The sequence below is a fragment of the Microcoleus sp. PH2017_08_TRC_O_A genome (assembly GCF_020738665.1).
Taxonomy (GTDB): domain Bacteria; phylum Cyanobacteriota; class Cyanobacteriia; order Cyanobacteriales; family Microcoleaceae; genus Microcoleus.
This window is the reverse complement of sequence record NZ_JAEQCE010000027.1, coordinates 1-17,289: the sequence shown is the minus strand read 5'-3', so window position 1 is coordinate 17,289 and position 17,289 is coordinate 1. Positions and strand designations below refer to the sequence as shown.

The following is a 17,289-nucleotide window of genomic DNA, read 5'->3' as shown; positions in this document are numbered from 1 at the left end:
TTATTGATTACTTGGAACAATCAGATTATTTTACAGGCTATGCTAAAAAAGCAGATATTTTAATTTATTCTAGACTTAAAAGCCTGACTAAAACAGCTATTGAAAATTCAGCATGGTTACGGATGAAGATGGCACAAAATTTAGCTGCTTGCGATCATAAAATCTATGAATTAAATCCTTATACCACTGTAGACAAGTTAGTCATAAAGCTTTTAGATTTGAATCCTGTAACCTATGGAGTTATTAACGAAACACAGAAAATTAGCGATATTAGTATCACGGTTAATGCTGTTCAGCACAACTGTGGAATAATAAAGTTGAGTGTTAGTATTCTCAATGACAAAAACATTACCTATTTAGTTAACAATGACAGCGGTCACTTTTATATAAGAGATGAAGATCAAAATAAATTTCAACTTGCTCTTGATAATCCAATAATAATTGAACCAAGTTTAACTCAAGATATTATCTTAAAGTTTGAAATATTTTCCGCAACGGGGACTTTAAGATTTAATTTTAGTCCTAAGCCGAATGAAATACTAATTATTGCCCTTGACAATGTAACTGAACTGTAAAAAAACTATCACCCTGACAACAACTCGCTATCTCCCAGATAACCAACGCCTTTCTTGCGTCAGCCAAACTACCAAAAATTGTTCCGATGATAGCGCACGATCGCACTTACCTCCGATCGACTTTCAATTTTATAATCTTGGACGCAGGAGTGGTCAGAAACCGGATTTTTTCGAGAATACTCGATCGCAGTGCACAGACTCCGCCAAAAACCCGGTTTCTTTGGTAAATGCGTAAGTCTGTTTCTGCAAAACCCAAGCGCAACTAAGATTTGCGGCATTTACATGACAAATTTGGGCGGGCAGGATGCCCACCCCACAAGAGTTTGCAGCAAAGTTACCACCGATGTTAACTCAGGGTAGATGGTAGAAGAAGGGCGATCGCGCCACGCCAATATAAACTAATGTAACGATTTTCCGGATTTTGCATAAAAACCTCAAGTTCCCACAGATATATATTTGAGGGCATTTTCCAGCAACTATTTTTCAGGGGTACACATGGCTGAACTTAACATCGGGGCATTGACTGACAGCAAAACCTACACAGGTAGTGTTGACAGTAAAAATATTTTTGACCTTTATCCATTTAACATCAAAAATCCCGGAAGTTTGCAAGTTAAAGAAGGCAAAGTCGATTCTGGCTGGCTGGAGAAGGTTCAGGAGATAGATCGCATCTTCCCTGAGATTAATTATCGCATTTATCGATCGCTTGAAGTTACCCAAAACAGATGCAGACGGCGGTTGAAACCGCGTCTACACGAACAAAGTCTGCCTCCGCAGACTGAAGAAAATAACGTAATTTTAACCGCTAGGTCTTCTTATCTTTTTGTTCGTCTTTTCTTCCACAATAAACCCATTCCCGCCGCCACAAACGTACCAGCCACCGTCATCGGTTCCGGCACAGGTTCATACTCATAAGTTACACTAGCAGCAATATCCGCCGACACCTTACCGCCAAAACTACCTCTAGCAGGACTCCCCAGAATTTGAGTTAAACCAGTTGTCGCCACACCAGCAGTAAAAGTATCACCATCGCAGCCAGTTAAAGCACTCAAAAACTGCGGCAAATCATAACTTTTCGACACGCTACCAGAACCAAAACCGCTAACACTTCCCGTACCACCGCTAGCAATCTTCGTTTCCGGCGGACTAGCCAAAACACTCAAAGTCAAATTCGGGTCAGTTTTCAACAGCCGAATATTCACAGCAATATTAGCATTAGTTGCTGCCGTTCCCGTAAAATCTCCAGTCAAAGGAGTAATGCTGACACTATTATTAACAGTAGACTTAACCGTAACATAAGCCTTCAACAGAGTACCCAACAGCGAATTAAACTTCGGCAAAACCACATTCGTACTGCTATTTAACGGCTGCGAATCCAGATTCACAGTATAAGTTTGACTCAGAGTAGCAGCTTCTACGGAAAAACATTGACTAACAACCGCAAAACTCAAACTTCCGCCAACAATTCCCAACCTTTGACAAACATTCATATCAGTAAACCCCTAACTAAAAAAATCAACAACATTTTGTGGTACGGGCGTCTCGCCCGTGATTAATCTGCGGTTAAAAACTCCAAACCCGCAAAACCCAGTTTCCCAGCAAGGAGATTAAATAACTCAAAGCAAAAACAGTATAAATGATACTCAAAGGCGCATAAGCTGCCAAAACCAATCTATCACTTGATTCTGCCTCAATCTCCTCCCTCCGCAACAAATCCATATAAAAATCAAACGACTTTTGACGCAGATTGTTAATGCCAGTTCCTGCCACTAACAAATAATAACCGTCAAATCGGTTGAGGGGATTCAAATTAATTGCTACAGTCAGCAAAGCCGCCACCATCAATAAATAACTAATTTGATGACAGACAGGATTCGACTGCGAAAACAGCCAAACCCAAACAGCAAACGCCCAAATTGTTACTTGAATCAAAACTCCCGCTGCCACGACTAAAACCCGCTGTTTTCGCTTGACTAAACTGTATTGGTCGCTAGTATCTGTATAACATCCAGGAATGAAACACATAAATAACAATCCAATTTCTTTAACAATACCGCCGTAATGTTTGAGCGTGAAAGCATGACCGAGTTCGTGCAAAGATATTACCAGGATTGTCAGCAACACAAATGTGATAATAGTCTCAATTTTTCCGGCTGTCCACAACTGCTGGTGCGAGACAACAACTTCCGCCGAGGAACCAAACCAAGCTGCTGCGGAAGATGCGATGAAAGCGCACAGGAAAAATCCAAACTCCCACGTCCAAATCCAGCGCAATTTGTCGATATGCTGCGACAGCCAGACATCGGGATTGACTAGGGGAATTGTGAAAGATAGAAGATTGAATTTGGCTTTCGGGGCTTTTGTGCCTTGTAGCATTCCCGTTTGTGCTAAGCTTCTCAAGAGGTTTTGCACATCTTCTAAATCGATGTCGTATTCAGCGAGAGTGTTTGTTACGGGTTGTTTGCTTAGTTGCAAGATTACCTGTTTGTCAAAGTCGTCAACTTCCATGAAAGTCATGTCTTCGGGATTGCGAAGTATCCAATGACCGTCTGGATGAGCTATCCACTGCACCGCTGATTTGAGTTCCATAGCATATTGTTACTTTGGCTGACAAAGTGCGATCGACTAAATAAGAATTATGCCTTGGTAGGCTAAAAGAGCGATCGCCCCTAGCGCCTGTTTTCAAATTTCCCCTTTCCCCGTTAAATTCAGATACCCTCGCATCCTCCTTAAGTAGGAGATTTTGAAGAAGCTCTTTCTCCTCCCTTTTTTTAGAGAGCAAAAGTGCGATCGCCCTAAATCTTGCTGAAAACATAAATTTTCCAAGCAATATGTGCCCTGTTTCAAAGAAGCAGGGAAAGGGGAGAGTAGTTTTTGAAGAAGCTTTGGTGATATTTGCTAGGGCTTCAGACCTCATTCCAAATTTCACCTCTCGGTTCATATTATCAGAAATCGTAAAAAAAGCAAGTGCCAATTCTAACTATTTTTGGAATGTAGCGCTGGCGGCCGGAAACCGGGTTTTTTATCGATTTTAAAGGCTGCGATTCCATATTTTCGTAAAAACCAGGTTTCGGAGTCAGTCCTAATTTAAGTTGGCAAAAAAACTTTACACAAACTTTACAATCGAAAGAGGGTTTTTGGTGTAGGATAACCGTGAAGAAGCAAGAAAAACCGAAAAATTAAGCATTGACAAAGTATGGGCTCAATCGCCAACGAGACCGTTAGCAAAGCGCGGCAGATGTGAAGCGATCGCCAATACGTAAAATTTGTTAACTTTGCGTAGTTTTTCAAACAAACAGAAATTTTCAGATTATTACTTACAGATTTTTGTCAAGTAACGATTTTGGTTGAATGCGGGAGGCATTCGATCGAGTTCGTGCGATCGAATTCATATTAATCAAGGTAGAAAGATTATGGGTTGGCTAAATTTGGGTGGCAAAAAACGCAAAGAGGCTCAAGGTTTTGGAAATTCACCGAAACGCAAAGGCCGCAAAAAATCCCGCAGTCATGTGTTGGAAAGAATTGTGACTCCGAGTGCGGGTGTTGGGGGATGGCTGGATGATTTGAATCCGCTGCATCAGTTATTCGGTTCTTTGCCGCTACCTGATTTACATTTACCTAATTTCTTTGCTGATAGCGGTGTTTGCCCGATCGACCCTTCTGCGCCAACTAATAATTTACCACCGCTGATTGATTTTGACCCGCTGGGTTTGTACAACAACGGAATTGCCACTCAAACTCCTTACAATCCGGGCGGTGCGTTTGAGACTTTGCCAATTGGTATAATTCCCGTCGATCCCCAGGCGCCGAATCCTAACAATCCGAATGCAATCCGTCAATTGCTAAATTTTCCTTTGGCTAATCAGCCGTTGCTGGGAAGTATTGATACGGGTGTGAGTGCGGATAGTCCTTATTTGAATTACGCGAATATCAAGAAGGGCCGCGATTATGTGGGCGGGGATGATAATCCGTTGCTGAAGCGTGGGGAAGGTAGCGAGCACGGTACTTTTATGTTGGGGATTATTGATGCGATTAATAAGACTGCGCCGAAGTGGGTGGGAAGGGCGATCGATTCTGGGAGATGGGCGGATTCTTTGGTAGAGTTTGTGGATGCTGCGAAGGCTTCTGGACAGAAAAATGCGATCGCCAATCTCAGTTTGGATTTGACTCAGAAGAATGCTGACGAGAGTGTGACGACGCGCTATGAGTTGACTCCGCAAGAAAGAAGTGCGATCGAATATGCGCGGCAAAATGGGGTCATGCTGGTAGTGGCGGCGGGTAATGATGGCGGTGTGATGTCCGTTTTGGGCCAAGCTTCTCAGGAATTTGACAATATTTTTACTGTTGGGGCTGGGGATATTAACGGGCGATCGATCTATTCTAGTTATGGCCGCGGTTTGGATATTGTGGCGGATGGCGGCACGACTGAACACCCTGGTTTATCGACTGTGGGAAATGATTTGGGTACGATGGCGGGGACTTCGGTAGCGACTGCGAAAGTTGCGGGGGCGGCTTCTTTGGTTTGGGCGGCAAATCCTGCTTTGAACTATCGCCAAGTGATGGAGATTTTGAAGTCTACGGCGAGGGATTTGGGGCCGGTTGGATGGGATGATGAGACGGGTTTTGGGTTTTTGAATACGTTGGCTGCGGTGGATTTGGCGAAGAAGACTACGCCGGAAGTCTACGAAATTCCGGCAACAGTTGTTCCTGATACTTGGAGCGGCGAAGGAAAGGTAACGCCTGGGGAACGTGCGGTTGCTGTACCCCTGTGGCCAAATATCGAAGCAGTAAACTTTTCTGGTTCGGTAATGGCAACGATTGGTGCAAATGTGCGATCGGGGCCTAGAACTAGCTTTGGGAGAGTCGGCACATATGGCTATAAAACTACTCTTCAATTTAGCGGTTGGACTTATGGAGAGCGCATTCCTGACGTTCAGCTAGGAACTCCCGATGAGCGCTGGTATCGGATTGCTGGCACGAATAACTGGATAGCGAGCGCACTTATTAACGGGAATGCTCCCGGTTCTACTCCGTTACCACCTATACCAACACCAACACCAACACCAACACCAACTCCAACACCAACACCAACACCAACTCCGCAAGTTCCAATTAACTCTAATTCAGCTAACTACCGGAATGGGGCGGTTAATCCTTTTGCCTACCGCTGGCAGGGGCAATGCACTTGGTATGCCTATGGACGGATGCTGGAAACAGGATTGTTACCCCCAGATGTCAAGAAAAATGCTTTGTTCCTGGGTAATGCTGGGCTGTGGAGGAACGATGCTTTGAAGGTAGGTTTGCCTGTTACTTCTACACCAACTGCTGGGGCGCGGGGTTTAGTCGTTTGGCCGCCGAATACTAAAGGGGCTGGAAGTGTGGGTCACGTTGCCTTTTTGGAAGAGGTTTATCCCGATGGACGGGTTCGGATTACTGAGGCAAATTGGCCGACCGGTAGTGGAATTAAGGAACGAATTCTGACGCCGGCTCAATATGCTGGAGTGTCGTTTGTCCGACTGGAAAATGCTCAGACTAATTCCTATAATGCACCTCCGGCAAAGCCTGGACAGCAGCGGCAGTATGTTGTGCGTAGTGGGGATACGTTATCGGCGATCGCTCTGCGAGAACTGGGTAATGCTAACCGTTGGACGGAGATTAAGAAAGTTGATGGTAGTACATTTACCGCAGCGGAAGCACAATCGATCAAACCAGGACAATCGATTTATTTGCCTGTGAGTTATCAACCAGGGCCGGGTGTTGCCGTTACTCCGAAACCATCCTCTAAGCCTGATGAGTCTAGCGATGAAGACTATAACTATAATGATAAGTTTGAATACGACGATAGTGGTGAAAATATCAAGAGTCGGTCGCGTGACTGGAAACTAAATGCGGTATATGACCACATTAAGGAATACGTTCCTGAGTATATTAAGGGACTGGCAGAAGCTGCTCTTAATGATATCGGTTCTGACTTCAACAGTATTCTTGAGGAAACTAAAAAATTTCCTAATGTTGATTGGGGAAGGCTGATTAAAAAGATATTCGATGTTGTAGTTGTTAAAGTCCTTGGTAGAACGGCGCCTGGTCGTGCAATCTTAGCTGCAATGCAGCTAGTTGGGATAGATAAATCTCCAAGTGAGATATTAGCCAGTCTTTGGAACTTAGCATCTAATCCTGGTAAACTCTTGAGCTTAATTGGAAATACAGGTCAAAATATCTGGAATTTCATTTTAAATCCTCTAAAAGCATGGGAAGAGACGAAGCAGCTTGTTGAGAATGCGGCGAAAGCTGTTCAGGAAATATTGAATACTATTGATACCCTAAAAAAGGGTGTAGAGAACCTACCAAGTAAAATCAATAATGCTGAAACTGAAGCAGACTTAGATAAAATAGGAGAAGATTTTGTTGAAAGCAGTACAGGCCCATTTTTGAGTTTGCTTGCTGGCATAGTCACCGGACCAATAAAGCGTAAGGCTGTCCAACGTAACTGGTTTCAAAACCAAAAACAGGACAATAAAAAGAAGCGTCAAAATAAAAGTAGAATTCAAAGAAAAGGGGATGTTCTTAGAGACATAACACAAGGTAAGCGCCTATCTACTACAGATAAGGACTTTCTCCGAAGAGATGCCAGGGACATTTGGGAACAGGTAACTGGTCGTGCTGCCAGTCCTAATCAAGTTCATCATCGTATTCCTCTAGAGTGGTCGCATATAAGAAGAGGGGATGACCCTAATGCTTTGAGCAATTTGAAGTCAGTTGACCCTAAGAATCACCAGTCTATAACTAATGAATGGAATTCGTGGCGTAAAGCTTTGACCGGAAACCCAACATCTGAGCAAGTCGAAAGTAAAGCTAAAGAAATTGACCTGAAGTATGGTCAATTCATGAAACCTGCCAAGTAAAAAGAGGAAGAGACATGAAAATTAAAGAAGAAGTGATTTCACTACTTTATAACGTATTGGCATTAAAAGAACAATCACCTCCAAGTGGAACTAACGAGACTGAGATATTGGGGTTTGCCATTCAGAATAATCTGGATGTTCCCCCAGACCTTAAAGCTTGGCTTTGCATATGTAATGGTTCATATATTGGAGGAGGTCTTTTTGGGGTTCATACTTTGGAACGATGGCTGGATGTAGATTCATTTTATGAACTTTATCCAAGCTGGAAGAAACAAGGATGGATTCCTATTGCTGGAGATGGATGTGGCAATTATTATGTATTAGGAAAACACTCCTGTAAAGTTTCAGGTCATCCAGTTTTTTTCATCGATACTCATGAAGATGCTGATTGTTTGGCATATGTAGTTGCATCTGGGCTATGGCAATTCCTGCGCTTTGTGCTTCGGCAAGAAATTGGTGAAGATTATTGGCCTTTTAACAAACAAAAAGTTCTTGAACAAGACCCAATGATTGAAAAATGTCAGGAGGCCTTACTGCCGTGGGAATACTCAAGTTAGATATGGATGTGATCGCCCTTTTGAGATTGCAGATGCCCGATCGCCCTTTCCTCCTCTTTATCAAAAAAGGGCGATCTATCTCCTCAACTCAACATCCGTCCGATCGCCCTTTTGGTTACGAATGTTTTTGCAGGAAAGGGCGATCGACCTTCATGTATACCAGATGCCAAACCTGCGATCGCCCTTTTGGAATAAGTCAAAAAGTGCGATCGCTTGTTTGGGATGGAGAGGGCGATCGTTGGCAATCTCTACCAATTAATTACAGTTAAACTTGTTACCTTTGCAAACTCTCGATCGGCTGTCACCAAAGTTGCTGAATTTTGGATTGCCATTGCTGCAATAACCGCATCCGGCAGTTTCAAGCGATGTTGCTGGCGAATTTCAATGATTTTGTCAATCAAAACAGCATCCATCGCCCCTAAACCAAGAACCTCCACTCGTTGCAGAAACTGCTCAAAAATCTGACGATCGTCTTTAGTCAGCCCCGGAAACACCAGAAACTCAATTTGGCTAATTATTGAAACTCCCAGCCAATCGGCATCTTTAAGTAATTCAATGAGTTGAATATTCCCTTGAAGCAAAGCAACGATCGCATTCGTATCCAACACATAGCGATTACCACTCATCGCGTAGATTCCTCTGCATTGTTACTGCATCTCCCCGCCAAGTTAATCGCCCTACCAAATCCGAAAAATCATAGCTGGGTTTCTGCTTACCCTCTGACGAAACCGGATTCAAAACAACTAAAATTTCCCGTTCTTTTAGCAATCGTAATCCAGCCAGAATCACTTCAGAAGCAGATGAGTACCTACCGTTTTTGACTGTTGATTGAACAAACTGCTCTAGTTCAGGAGTTAAGGATATATTCATGATGTTGAGTCACCTATTTGAGTCAACTACTACCCTCCATAATAACAAAAATTATCCAATTTTGTTATTTAACATTTTTGGCTATGGGAAGATGGCGCGATCGCCCTTCATCTATACCAGATGCCAAACCAGCGATCGCCCTTTTGGAAGGAGTCAAAACGTGCGATCGCTCTTTCCAGCCCAAAATGGCGATCGCACAACACAACATAGTCAAACAGTATTTTAAGCAGAGGGAACGCTTGACAATAGAGAATTACTGCTGAATAATTTCAACAATCTTAGCGATCGCCTCGTTTAACTTTTCAGTTTTAAGCTGACCGGCTTTATAAAGTATAATTCCTCGATCTGCGGTAAACAAGCGATTAGGTCTAATGTTGCTAATTTGGTTAAGTCCGCCCTCGCTAAAATCACTACTTTCAAGAGTGATAGCATAGCGATCGGCGATCTTTTGGCTAGTAATCTGACAAAGAATTATATCGTCTCCTGCCAAAGTTGCGATTACTAGAGCCGGTCGGCGCTTGGCTTGTGTTAAATCTGAAAATGGGAATGGAACAACTACTACATCACCTTTTACAAATTCTGCCATGCTTCATCCTCTTCTAACTTTAACCAGTCTTTTTCCAAAGAAGATTCACTGAGCAGGCTTGCTTCTAACTTATCTTTATTGTATTTTAATTTGAGGAATTGCAGGAAATTCCAAACTTCTTCTAATATAAATTCTGGAATATTCTCTACTTCCTTAAGGAGTAATTCTTTAGCGTTCATCTCATTTACCTAGAAAAATATACTAATTGAGGTCATGCGTAACTCCTATCTATTATAGCATCCTTGAGATTAGCAGCTCATCGCGCAGATTCCTCTGCCTCCTCTGGCTCAACATCAGCAACTTTAGCCAATTATAGCAGGATCGCCTTGCTTGTAAGCGCAGATAAGCGATCGCCCTTTTGGAATAAGTCAAAAAGTGCGATTCCCTACGGGATAGCTTCGCACGCGCTTACTTCAACTCATTCTATTCTTCTACATTTTCAAATTCATCCATTTGCAATGTATACTGCAATGCCACCTGTAATCTTGATACATAATCTGCTGAAAGAGTGCCCATTTTTTTGATTAATCGCTCTCGATCTATCGCTACTATTTGATAGCAAAGCACGACTGAATCTTGTGGTAAACCACCTTCACCAGTCGGCAAAATAATTGTCCCTGGTATTTTAGCACGCCGCAGATTACTTGTTACGGGAACTACGATGACTGTTGTAGTAAAGCGGTCTAATGTATCTCGCTGTACAACAATGACTGGTCTAATTCCTGCTTGTTCTGAGCCTCTCGAAGGATTCAAATCAGCCAAATAAATATCTCCTAGCATCAGATTTTATCCAGTTGTTGAAGTCTCAGCATATAATCACTTAAGGCAACTTCTGCCAACTCTAAATCTTCTGCCGCAAACTCAGATTTTAGTACCGCAGCTTCCTCATCAGAAATGGCATCCCACTCTCGAAATAATTGCCTTTTTTTAGCAAATTTTTGATTTTGTTGAGTAGCTTGCTGTTTCTGGGCTAGATATTTCCCGATCGCCCGATCGAGTTCCTGTAACTCTAAAATTTCCAGCATTTCAAGCTGATTGACAATTTGGTTGAGGATTGCCTGTGACATCGGTTTTCACTTTTTGTGCTTGCCTACTTTGTCTATTATACAACTATTACCGTCAGTCGATTGGCGATCGCCCTTTTGGAATAAGTCAAAACGTGCGATCGCTCTTTACCCCTTTTTCTCAACCAAGGGATCTCGCCCTTTACCTCAAGCAATTGCAAAATCAGTCAACTTCCGGTCTTCATAATGGTAAAAAGCCAGCACAATATCTTTTTGAAAAACCCCTCGATCCAGCAAATCCTGAGTCACCCCCTCCTCAGTTTCATCTCGTTCAATCCAGAGTTTGCCCTCGAAAATTCGCAGATGCACGATAGTGCTGTGAACTCGCCGATCGCCATTCCATCCAAAACTAACCAGCAAATAATGGTCGCGATCGCTATCATAAACCGCCGACATATCGCTCTGCCCGAAACTAGGTTTATATCGGGCATATTCGTCGATTACTTCTCGCGCGATCGATCGATACTGAGTCAACTTTTCCATAGTACAATCTCCTCTAAGTCGGGATTGAAAACAATCAAAGGGAATTGTCGTTCTTTAACAAATTCCTGAATCGACGGACGCTGAAAAAAGTTTTCATAAGTGCGTTTCGGAATGGCAAGATATAGAGTACGATCGGGCTCCAGCCGTGCCATAAAACTCGAATATAGATAGTATTGTCCAACGGCTCGTTCGAGATCGGTCACTGGGGAAGGACTGATAAATACCTTCACCTCAACAGCAATTTTTCGCTCACTCCTCTCGGCGGCAATTAATTTTTCGGCTCCTAGATCCGCGTAAACAGTCAAGTCTTCAAATCTAATAGTGAAAGGATCGTGAGTAATTGTCCAGCCGTCTTTAATGAGAGCGGCTTTAACGACATTATGGTAGATATCTGTGGCATAAACTAGCTCAAAACACCCCTCTAATCTAGTATACACTGGTGCAATAGTGCAATACAAACTGAATATCTCGCCATTGCCCTTTATTTCGGAAGCGGAAATAAAAGGCGATCGCCTTTTTGGAATAAGTCAAAACGTGCGATCGCTTTTTGCCTATTTTTGGCTATATGGAAAGGGCGATTCACGCTCGGGATAGCTCCGCACGCGCGGTCTTGTCGATGGACAGGGGCGATCGCTATGAGTGGGATGGAAAGGTCGATCGCTTTTCTCGACCGAGGAATCTCGCTTTTTGGTTCGAGGAGGGGCGATCATTTTTCTAAGGAATGGAGCAAATTAATCGTAGAAAAACGGGTCAAAGCCTGTGTCCCTAGAACGTCAAAATATGATAAACTTAGTAAAAGCACTCGCCTTCAAGATATCCAAGCCATGAAGCTTATTTCTTTGTCAGCACATTTTGATGGGCAATCTATTCAGCTAGATGAACCCTATAAGCTTGAACCAAACATAAAACTAATTGTCACAGTCCTCCCGGAACAATTAGCAGAACGCGAAGCCTGGTTGTGGTTGTCAAGGCATCAACTAAACAATGCTTACAGTCAGGACGATGATTACCCGAGCAATGCAATTAAAACACTAAATCCTGACTATGCAGGAAGCTGATGTTGTTCTCACCCCAATACCCCAAGCTGACGGGACAACTAAAATCGTCCAGCCATCCTTCTGAGGGAACTCCCACCTTATAGAGATTTTTTAGTGTGGTGTTAGTACCCAACTAAATCAACAGGTTCCAGGTTTTGACGATATTATTTCCCCCTCTGACTCAGACTTTGCTGCCAGCGGTTTACGGTCTCAATCCTTGATTCGGTTAGGTTTCCTTGCTGTATTGCCTCGCAATCAAATTATCGGTTCTATTAGAGCTATTTCCTCAGAGCGACATCAACGCTTACTAAAAACTCTGAGTGATTATCTTGTGAATTAGAGAGCAGGGCGATCGCTCTTTTTTTCATGGAAAGGTCGATCGCCCTTTTTTTCATCGAAAGGTCGATCGCCCTCGATCGCTTTTTCACGGGCGAAGGGCGAGATCCTTTTTGATATAAGCGATCGCCCTCACAAAAACTCGCTATCTCCCAGACAAAGAACGTGCAAACTCTAAAACTTCTATCTGACGTTCGTCTGACAAACGTGCAACCATCGCAGCTAATAGCTCAGATACAGACAACCAATGCCTTTCTTTCGACTTCCAAACAACTAAAAACTGCTCGGTAGACAGAGTACACAAAGCTATCATTTCGCCAGAGCAATCGCTAAATTCTACTTCGTAATTTCCCTCATCATAACAATCTACAATAGCCCCTCTAACACCTAGGTGTAAATTAGATTCAGGCAATGTTACTAACAATTCGACTGCATCAAATAATTCTGGAAATAATTCTGGCACGATCGTGCTTACCTCCGAACGAATAGTGTTAAATGGGGTGCATCTGGTTTTTGAAGAGGGCGAAGCATGACCGCATATAAGTTATTAGTTATCATCTCATATTTACGGAGGTCATGCTTCGCCCCTACGGATATATTCGCTTGCATTGAGATACACCCGTTAAATGACTAATGACTGCTGACTAATGACTAATAACTAACAACTACCATTGCGGTTCGGAAGCCATTAAAGCAGTCGCATCTTCGCTCGGTAATGGCTTAGCAAAAAAATAACCTTGGCCGTATTCGCAGCCGATCGCCCTTAACCTAGCTAATTGCGCCGCCGTCTCCACACCCTCAGCAATCACATCCATTCCCAAAGCGTGGGCCAGGGTGACTATTGTTCGGACGATCGCCACATTCTCTCCCTCACCCAACTCCATCAGCCCGACAAACGACTTATCAACCTTCAAAGTATCCGTAGGAAACCGACTCAAATAACTCAACGACGAATAACCAGTGCCAAAATCATCAATTCCCAATTTGACATTTAAGGCTTTCATCTGCTTCAAAACCCCGATCGCCGATTCGACATCATCCATCACCACACTCTCAGTAATCTCCAACTTCAAACTCTCGGCACTCAAACCCGTTTCTGCCAAAATAGCCTGAATGCGATCGACCAAATCCGGCTGAGCAAACTGCTTCCCAGATAAATTTACACTCATAATCAAAGGGCGATCGAAATTAAACATTTCCTCCCACAGCCGCAACTGCCGGCAAGCTTCCTCCAGCACCCACTCACCAAGCTGCACAATTGCCCCCGTTTCCTCAGCCACCGGAATAAACTTGACCGGCGAAATCAAGCCCCGCTGGGGGTGCTGCCAGCGCACCAAAGCCTCAAACCCAATAATCCTCCCGCTAGCCAAAGACACAAAGGGCTGGTAGTGCAGCAAAAACTCCCGACGCTTCAGGGCCATCCGTAAATCTGTTTCCAACCGCAACCTCTCCAACGCCAAATCGTGCATCGAAGCATTAAACACCTGATACCTTCCCGTTCCCAAAGCCTTCGCCCGGTACATCGCCGTGTGGGCGTCTCGCAGCAAGTGTTCCGGCTGTTCCCGGGTGGTAGTAGTTGGTTCGCCTCCCACCGCAATTCCGATACTCGCCGTGACAAACACCTCCTGCCCTCTCACGTCAAAAGGCACAATTAAAGCTTGGTGAATGCGATCGGTCAAATCGATCGCATTCCCCAGATCGACATTCCTCGCCAAAATCGCAAAATCGTCACCCCCCACCCGCGCCACAGTATCCGCGCGAGCAATACTTGCCCTCAGCCTCCGCACCACGGCCATCAACAGTTCGTCCCCTACCAAATGACCTAGAGAATCATTAATTACCTTAAATCGGTCTAAATCAATAAACAGCACTGCAAACAGATAGCTGTGGTGGCCTTTATTGTGGGCGATCGCCCGCCCCAAACATTCCACAAACAAATCCCGGTTCGGCAAACCCGTCAGACAGTCGTGAAAAGCATCGTAAAGCTTCCTGTAAGCGCTGACGCCCACACCAGTCACCACCAAACCCAAAGCCGGCGACACCAGCGGCACCCACCCACCCTCAATAAAAATCGCAAAACTAATTCCCAACAGCCCCATCAACAGCGCACCCCCAACCAATGCTGCCCTCGCCGGGTGCACAATCCGCCAAGCCACAACCCCGCCAAGCACAGCCCAAGAAGCGTTCCACAAAATTTCCGCCCATTGCGGCCAGATCCAAAACAGCGATCGCCCCTCCAAAACGGCACTCAATATTTGGCTGAGCATTTGGGCGTGCAGGATCACCCCCGGCATTTTCGGAGTTTGTTTTTGAACCGGACTGTAGGGCGTCAGAAACACGTCTCTGGTACTAGGTGCTGTCGTTCCGATCAGCACAATTTTGTCCTTTATCCAGGTTGGGTCAATTTCCCCCTTCAATACCTGCGACATACTGACTTGTCGCGCTACATTATTGGCAGAACGGTATTTGAGCAGAATTTGGTAGCCTCTGGCATCAAGATTTGCATAGCCGCCGCTGTCAGATTTTAAAGGCACAAATTCTGCTTTGCCCCAGTTGATTTGGTGGGGATGGACAGGGCTATCTGTGGGCTGCACGCTGTTTTTGAGATACAGCAAAGCCAGTTGCAGAGAAAACGACGAAACAGTAGTCTTGTTTGCTTGCGAGACTGAGAGTAAATGGCGGCGCACCACGCCGTCAGCGTCGAGCACGAAGTCGTTAAAACCGATTCGATCGCGCGGTATTCCTTGGGGCGCCGGGACTCCCGGACTTTCTGCATCGCTCATTTTGGCGATCGCCACTACATTCGGTGCTTTCAGCTTGACCAGCAATTCTTCGTGTCCCGGTGGTTGCGGCAAATCTCGGTACAAGTCCAAACCGATGACTTTTGGCTGGTACTTTTGCAATTTTGTCAAGGTTTGGGCGATCGCACCGTCGGAAACCGGAAATCTCCCCAAAGCTTGAATATCTGCCTCGGAAATTCCCACTATCAGCAGCCTCGGATCCCTGCCCGCATCGGGCTGCAAGCGTACTAACGAGTCAAAACTGCCCAATTCCCAGCTTTGCAGCCATCCCAACCGTTGAACTCCCAGATTCAGCAGCGTTACAGTAGCACCCGCCAGCATTGCAGGCAAAATTCTGACCCGGCGGCCTGGAGAACTCAGATCGAGGCCAGTGGCGACAGACAGTACAGAACGAAGATTTCGAGAGAATTTGGGAGTCACAGAAAAAATATATGGGTGCAAATTCGCTTCGCACAAGTCTGTTCCACAGAATTGAGCTTATTATGAGATTGAGTGTAATTTTTTCAGAAATTGTGCCGAAACCGAGTTTATTTAAGTTAATTACTCGATTTTGCCAAGTATTTCGGGAGGGGAAACCGGGTTGTTGAAGATTTGCCGACAAGTCCTGTTTTTTATTCCCCTGTTTCCCTAAATTCCCACAAGCGTTAAAATTTAGTCGATCGAAGTTTCAGGATATTTTTGAGATTATGGCGAATCAACTTCCGATTCCGGTGATTGTTAACGGTGCTGGTGGCAAGATGGGCCGCGAAGTAATTAAGGCGATCGCAAATGCTGATGACATGACTTTATTTGGGGCTGTAGACCGTTCTCCTGAGTGCCTCAACGCCGATGCGGGGGAATTAGCCGGATGCGGCCCGTTAGAAGTTCCGGTAACAGACGACTTGCAAGGAATGCTGGTATTAGCATCTCAGGAAAAGCAATTAGGCGTGATGGTAGATTTTACGCACCCTTCGTCTGTTTATGAAAATGTGCGATCGGCTATAGCTTATGGTATACGCCCGGTAGTTGGGACTACAGGATTGAGCAGCAAGCAAATTGATAACTTAGGTGAATTCGCTGACAAAGCCAGCATCGGCTGTTTGATTATACCCAATTTCTCGATCGGCATGGTTTTGCTACAACAAGCAGCCGTCACCGCATCTCAGTATTTTGAACACGTAGAAATTATCGAGCTGCACCACAATCAAAAAGCCGACGCTCCCAGTGGCACGGCGATTCAAACTGCTCAAATGCTAGCAGAATTGGGAAAAACTTTCAATGTGCCAGAAGTTGAGGAAACCGAAAAAATAGCGGGAGCTCGTGGTTCGGTGGCCGATGAAGGGATTCGGATTCACAGCATCCGTTTGCCCGGTTTAATTGCTCATCAAGAGGTAATTTTTGGCGGTGCAGGCCAAGTTTATACTTTACGACACGATACGAGCGATCGGGCTTGTTATATGCCGGGAGTTTTGTTATCGGTGCGAAAAGTGCTGGAATTGCGATCGCTCGTTTACGGATTGGAAAAAATACTCTAGGGAATAGGGAATGGGGGATTGGGAATTGGGGATTGGTAATAGAGGGGTGTAGATATGGCAAGACCTGATTTTGAGGATTTGGATGTTTACAAATTGGCTGAAAAGCTAGCAAATGAGGTTTGGTTTATTGTCAAACAATGGGATTATTTCACGAAAGATACTATGGGCAACCAAATTGTACGAGCCGCCGATAGTGTTTGTGCTAATATCGCAGAAGGACGCGGCAGGTACAATCATCAAGACAATCGGCGTTTTGTTAAAATTGCCAGAGGCTCTTTGTATGAAACAATCAGTTGGTTGAGATTGGCATATGCCCGAAAGTTGTTAGCAGATGAACAAGTCATAAAAATTCAACCAATAATCGATGAATTGCCACCAAAACTCAATGCTTATCTAAACTCAATTGGTGGTAAAAAAGATCGAATAAGTGATGAAAAAATTGAGATAGATCGCCAATAAAAAATCTCCCCATTCCCCATTCCCCATTCCCCATTCCCCATTCCCCATTCCCCATTCCCCATTCCCCATTCCCCATTCCCCATTCCCCATTCCCCATTCCCCATT

General features: G+C 44.4%; 21 protein-coding genes and 1 pseudogene. 8 read left to right on the top strand and 14 right to left on the bottom strand.

What is annotated here, in order from left to right; translation table 11 throughout:
- The first annotated feature begins 11 nt into the window (after positions 1–11).
- Positions 12–575 carry a hypothetical protein gene (locus JGK22_RS11585; protein ID WP_293225438.1) on the top strand — a complete coding sequence of 188 codons (564 nt, stop codon included), beginning with the start codon at positions 12–14 and terminating at the stop codon, positions 573–575.
- Between the two features lie 612 nt (positions 576–1,187).
- Positions 1,188–1,283, top strand: a pseudogene (locus tag JGK22_RS11580) (1,4-alpha-glucan branching protein domain-containing protein); the annotation flags it as partial.
- Between the two features lie 107 nt (positions 1,284–1,390).
- On the opposite strand, the gene JGK22_RS11575 reads toward JGK22_RS11580, so the two are convergent.
- A complete protein-coding gene (locus tag JGK22_RS11575; protein ID WP_293177368.1) occupies positions 1,391–2,065 on the bottom strand; it encodes a PEP-CTERM sorting domain-containing protein in 675 nt (224 codons plus the stop codon).
- Between the two features lie 73 nt (positions 2,066–2,138).
- Positions 2,139–3,164, bottom strand: coding sequence for a site-2 protease family protein (locus tag JGK22_RS11570; protein WP_293312911.1), 1,026 nt, complete (start codon positions 3,162–3,164; stop codon positions 2,139–2,141).
- Between the two features lie 824 nt (positions 3,165–3,988).
- Between JGK22_RS11570 and JGK22_RS11565 the strand changes: the two genes are divergently transcribed.
- From JGK22_RS11565 to JGK22_RS11555, 3 genes are read left to right on the top strand one after another with little or no spacing between them, the layout of a single operon-like run.
- Positions 3,989–7,477 (top strand): S8 family serine peptidase, encoded by a 3,489-nt coding sequence (locus JGK22_RS11565; protein WP_293312909.1) that lies wholly within the window; start codon positions 3,989–3,991, stop codon positions 7,475–7,477.
- Positions 7,478–7,491: 14 nt separating this feature from the next.
- Entirely contained in the window at positions 7,492–8,034 is a 543-nt protein-coding gene (locus JGK22_RS11560; protein ID WP_293312907.1) for an SMI1/KNR4 family protein, read from the top strand.
- Positions 8,016–8,303 carry a hypothetical protein gene (locus JGK22_RS11555; protein ID WP_293312905.1) on the top strand — a complete coding sequence of 96 codons (288 nt, stop codon included), beginning with the start codon at positions 8,016–8,018 and terminating at the stop codon, positions 8,301–8,303. The genes JGK22_RS11560 and JGK22_RS11555 overlap by 19 nt, the downstream gene beginning before the upstream one ends.
- On the opposite strand, the gene JGK22_RS11550 is transcribed toward JGK22_RS11555, so the two are convergent.
- The 9 genes from JGK22_RS11550 to JGK22_RS11510 form a co-directional block, all read right to left on the bottom strand.
- Complete coding sequence (locus JGK22_RS11550; RefSeq protein WP_293312903.1) at positions 8,283–8,660, bottom strand: type II toxin-antitoxin system VapC family toxin; 378 nt, start codon at positions 8,658–8,660, stop codon at positions 8,283–8,285. The two genes, JGK22_RS11555 and JGK22_RS11550, sit on opposite strands and share 21 nt — an antisense overlap.
- Positions 8,650–8,904 (bottom strand): type II toxin-antitoxin system ParD family antitoxin, encoded by a 255-nt coding sequence (locus JGK22_RS11545; protein ID WP_293213398.1) that lies wholly within the window; start codon positions 8,902–8,904, stop codon positions 8,650–8,652. The genes JGK22_RS11550 and JGK22_RS11545 overlap by 11 nt, the downstream gene beginning before the upstream one ends.
- Positions 8,905–8,968: 64 nt before the next feature.
- On the bottom strand, positions 8,969–9,118 hold the full coding sequence (locus JGK22_RS11540) for a hypothetical protein (RefSeq protein ID WP_293312901.1): 150 nt from the start codon (positions 9,116–9,118) through the stop codon (positions 8,969–8,971).
- A 39-nt stretch (positions 9,119–9,157) separates the two neighbouring features.
- On the bottom strand, positions 9,158–9,490 hold the full coding sequence (locus JGK22_RS11535; RefSeq protein WP_293177389.1) for a type II toxin-antitoxin system PemK/MazF family toxin: 333 nt from the start codon (positions 9,488–9,490) through the stop codon (positions 9,158–9,160).
- On the bottom strand, positions 9,475–9,669 hold the full coding sequence (locus JGK22_RS11530; RefSeq protein ID WP_194012388.1) for a DUF2281 domain-containing protein: 195 nt from the start codon (positions 9,667–9,669) through the stop codon (positions 9,475–9,477). The genes JGK22_RS11535 and JGK22_RS11530 overlap by 16 nt, the downstream gene beginning before the upstream one ends.
- A 244-nt stretch (positions 9,670–9,913) precedes the next feature.
- The gene (locus JGK22_RS11525) at positions 9,914–10,252 is read right to left on the bottom strand and encodes a type II toxin-antitoxin system PemK/MazF family toxin (protein ID WP_293177441.1); all 339 of its coding nucleotides are present in this window, start codon (positions 10,250–10,252) and stop codon (positions 9,914–9,916) included.
- Between the two features lie 17 nt (positions 10,253–10,269).
- The gene (locus JGK22_RS11520; protein ID WP_293177443.1) at positions 10,270–10,557 is read right to left on the bottom strand and encodes a hypothetical protein; all 288 of its coding nucleotides are present in this window, start codon (positions 10,555–10,557) and stop codon (positions 10,270–10,272) included.
- A gap of 144 nt (positions 10,558–10,701) precedes the next feature.
- Complete coding sequence (locus JGK22_RS11515; RefSeq protein ID WP_293191866.1) at positions 10,702–11,037, bottom strand: XisI protein; 336 nt, start codon at positions 11,035–11,037, stop codon at positions 10,702–10,704.
- Positions 11,025–11,474, bottom strand: coding sequence for an element excision factor XisH family protein (locus JGK22_RS11510; RefSeq protein ID WP_293177449.1), 450 nt, complete (start codon positions 11,472–11,474; stop codon positions 11,025–11,027). The genes JGK22_RS11515 and JGK22_RS11510 overlap by 13 nt, the downstream gene beginning before the upstream one ends.
- A gap of 198 nt (positions 11,475–11,672) precedes the next feature.
- Between JGK22_RS11510 and JGK22_RS11505 the strand changes: the two genes are divergently transcribed.
- Positions 11,673–12,095, top strand: coding sequence for a hypothetical protein (locus JGK22_RS11505; RefSeq protein WP_293191884.1), 423 nt, complete (start codon positions 11,673–11,675; stop codon positions 12,093–12,095).
- Positions 12,096–12,352: 257 nt separating this feature from the next.
- On the opposite strand, the gene JGK22_RS11500 is transcribed toward JGK22_RS11505, so the two are convergent.
- From JGK22_RS11500 to JGK22_RS11490, 3 genes are all read right to left on the bottom strand, one after another.
- Positions 12,353–12,502: a hypothetical protein gene (locus tag JGK22_RS11500; RefSeq protein ID WP_293219517.1), complete on the bottom strand. Its 150-nt coding sequence runs from the start codon at positions 12,500–12,502 to the stop codon at positions 12,353–12,355.
- Positions 12,503–12,555: 53 nt separating this feature from the next.
- Positions 12,556–12,873 carry a DUF4926 domain-containing protein gene (locus JGK22_RS11495; protein WP_293312899.1) on the bottom strand — a complete coding sequence of 106 codons (318 nt, stop codon included), beginning with the start codon at positions 12,871–12,873 and terminating at the stop codon, positions 12,556–12,558.
- 202 nt (positions 12,874–13,075) lie between these two features.
- Positions 13,076–15,631 (bottom strand): EAL domain-containing protein, encoded by a 2,556-nt coding sequence (locus JGK22_RS11490; protein ID WP_293312897.1) that lies wholly within the window; start codon positions 15,629–15,631, stop codon positions 13,076–13,078.
- Positions 15,632–15,897: 266 nt separating this feature from the next.
- Here JGK22_RS11490 and dapB point away from each other — a divergent pair, with 266 nt between their 5' ends.
- Both dapB and JGK22_RS11480 read left to right on the top strand, forming a co-directional pair.
- Positions 15,898–16,725 (top strand): 4-hydroxy-tetrahydrodipicolinate reductase, encoded by an 828-nt coding sequence (gene dapB / locus JGK22_RS11485; protein WP_293213387.1) that lies wholly within the window; start codon positions 15,898–15,900, stop codon positions 16,723–16,725.
- A gap of 54 nt (positions 16,726–16,779) precedes the next feature.
- Positions 16,780–17,184 carry a four helix bundle protein gene (locus tag JGK22_RS11480; RefSeq protein WP_293177471.1) on the top strand — a complete coding sequence of 135 codons (405 nt, stop codon included), beginning with the start codon at positions 16,780–16,782 and terminating at the stop codon, positions 17,182–17,184.
- The last annotated feature ends 105 nt before the right edge of the window (positions 17,185–17,289 follow it).

Excerpts from the sequence above, each read along its gene's own strand:
- JGK22_RS11575 (WP_293177368.1), bottom strand. The coding sequence starts at position 2,065 with ATGAATGTTTGTCAAAGGTTGGGAATTGTTGGCGGAAGTTTGAGTTTT.
- JGK22_RS11570 (WP_293312911.1), bottom strand. The coding sequence starts at position 3,164 with ATGGAACTCAAATCAGCGGTGCAGTGGATAGCTCATCCAGACGGTCAT.
- JGK22_RS11565 (WP_293312909.1), top strand. The coding sequence starts at position 3,989 with ATGGGTTGGCTAAATTTGGGTGGCAAAAAACGCAAAGAGGCTCAAGGT.
- JGK22_RS11560 (WP_293312907.1), top strand. The coding sequence starts at position 7,492 with ATGAAAATTAAAGAAGAAGTGATTTCACTACTTTATAACGTATTGGCA.
- JGK22_RS11550 (WP_293312903.1), bottom strand. The coding sequence starts at position 8,660 with ATGAGTGGTAATCGCTATGTGTTGGATACGAATGCGATCGTTGCTTTG.
- JGK22_RS11545 (WP_293213398.1), bottom strand. The coding sequence starts at position 8,904 with ATGAATATATCCTTAACTCCTGAACTAGAGCAGTTTGTTCAATCAACA.
- JGK22_RS11535 (WP_293177389.1), bottom strand. The coding sequence starts at position 9,490 with ATGGCAGAATTTGTAAAAGGTGATGTAGTAGTTGTTCCATTCCCATTT.
- JGK22_RS11530 (WP_194012388.1), bottom strand. The coding sequence starts at position 9,669 with ATGAACGCTAAAGAATTACTCCTTAAGGAAGTAGAGAATATTCCAGAA.
- JGK22_RS11520 (WP_293177443.1), bottom strand. The coding sequence starts at position 10,557 with ATGTCACAGGCAATCCTCAACCAAATTGTCAATCAGCTTGAAATGCTG.
- JGK22_RS11515 (WP_293191866.1), bottom strand. The coding sequence starts at position 11,037 with ATGGAAAAGTTGACTCAGTATCGATCGATCGCGCGAGAAGTAATCGAC.
- JGK22_RS11505 (WP_293191884.1), top strand. The coding sequence starts at position 11,673 with ATGAGTGGGATGGAAAGGTCGATCGCTTTTCTCGACCGAGGAATCTCG.
- dapB (WP_293213387.1), top strand. The coding sequence starts at position 15,898 with ATGGCGAATCAACTTCCGATTCCGGTGATTGTTAACGGTGCTGGTGGC.
- JGK22_RS11480 (WP_293177471.1), top strand. The coding sequence starts at position 16,780 with ATGGCAAGACCTGATTTTGAGGATTTGGATGTTTACAAATTGGCTGAA.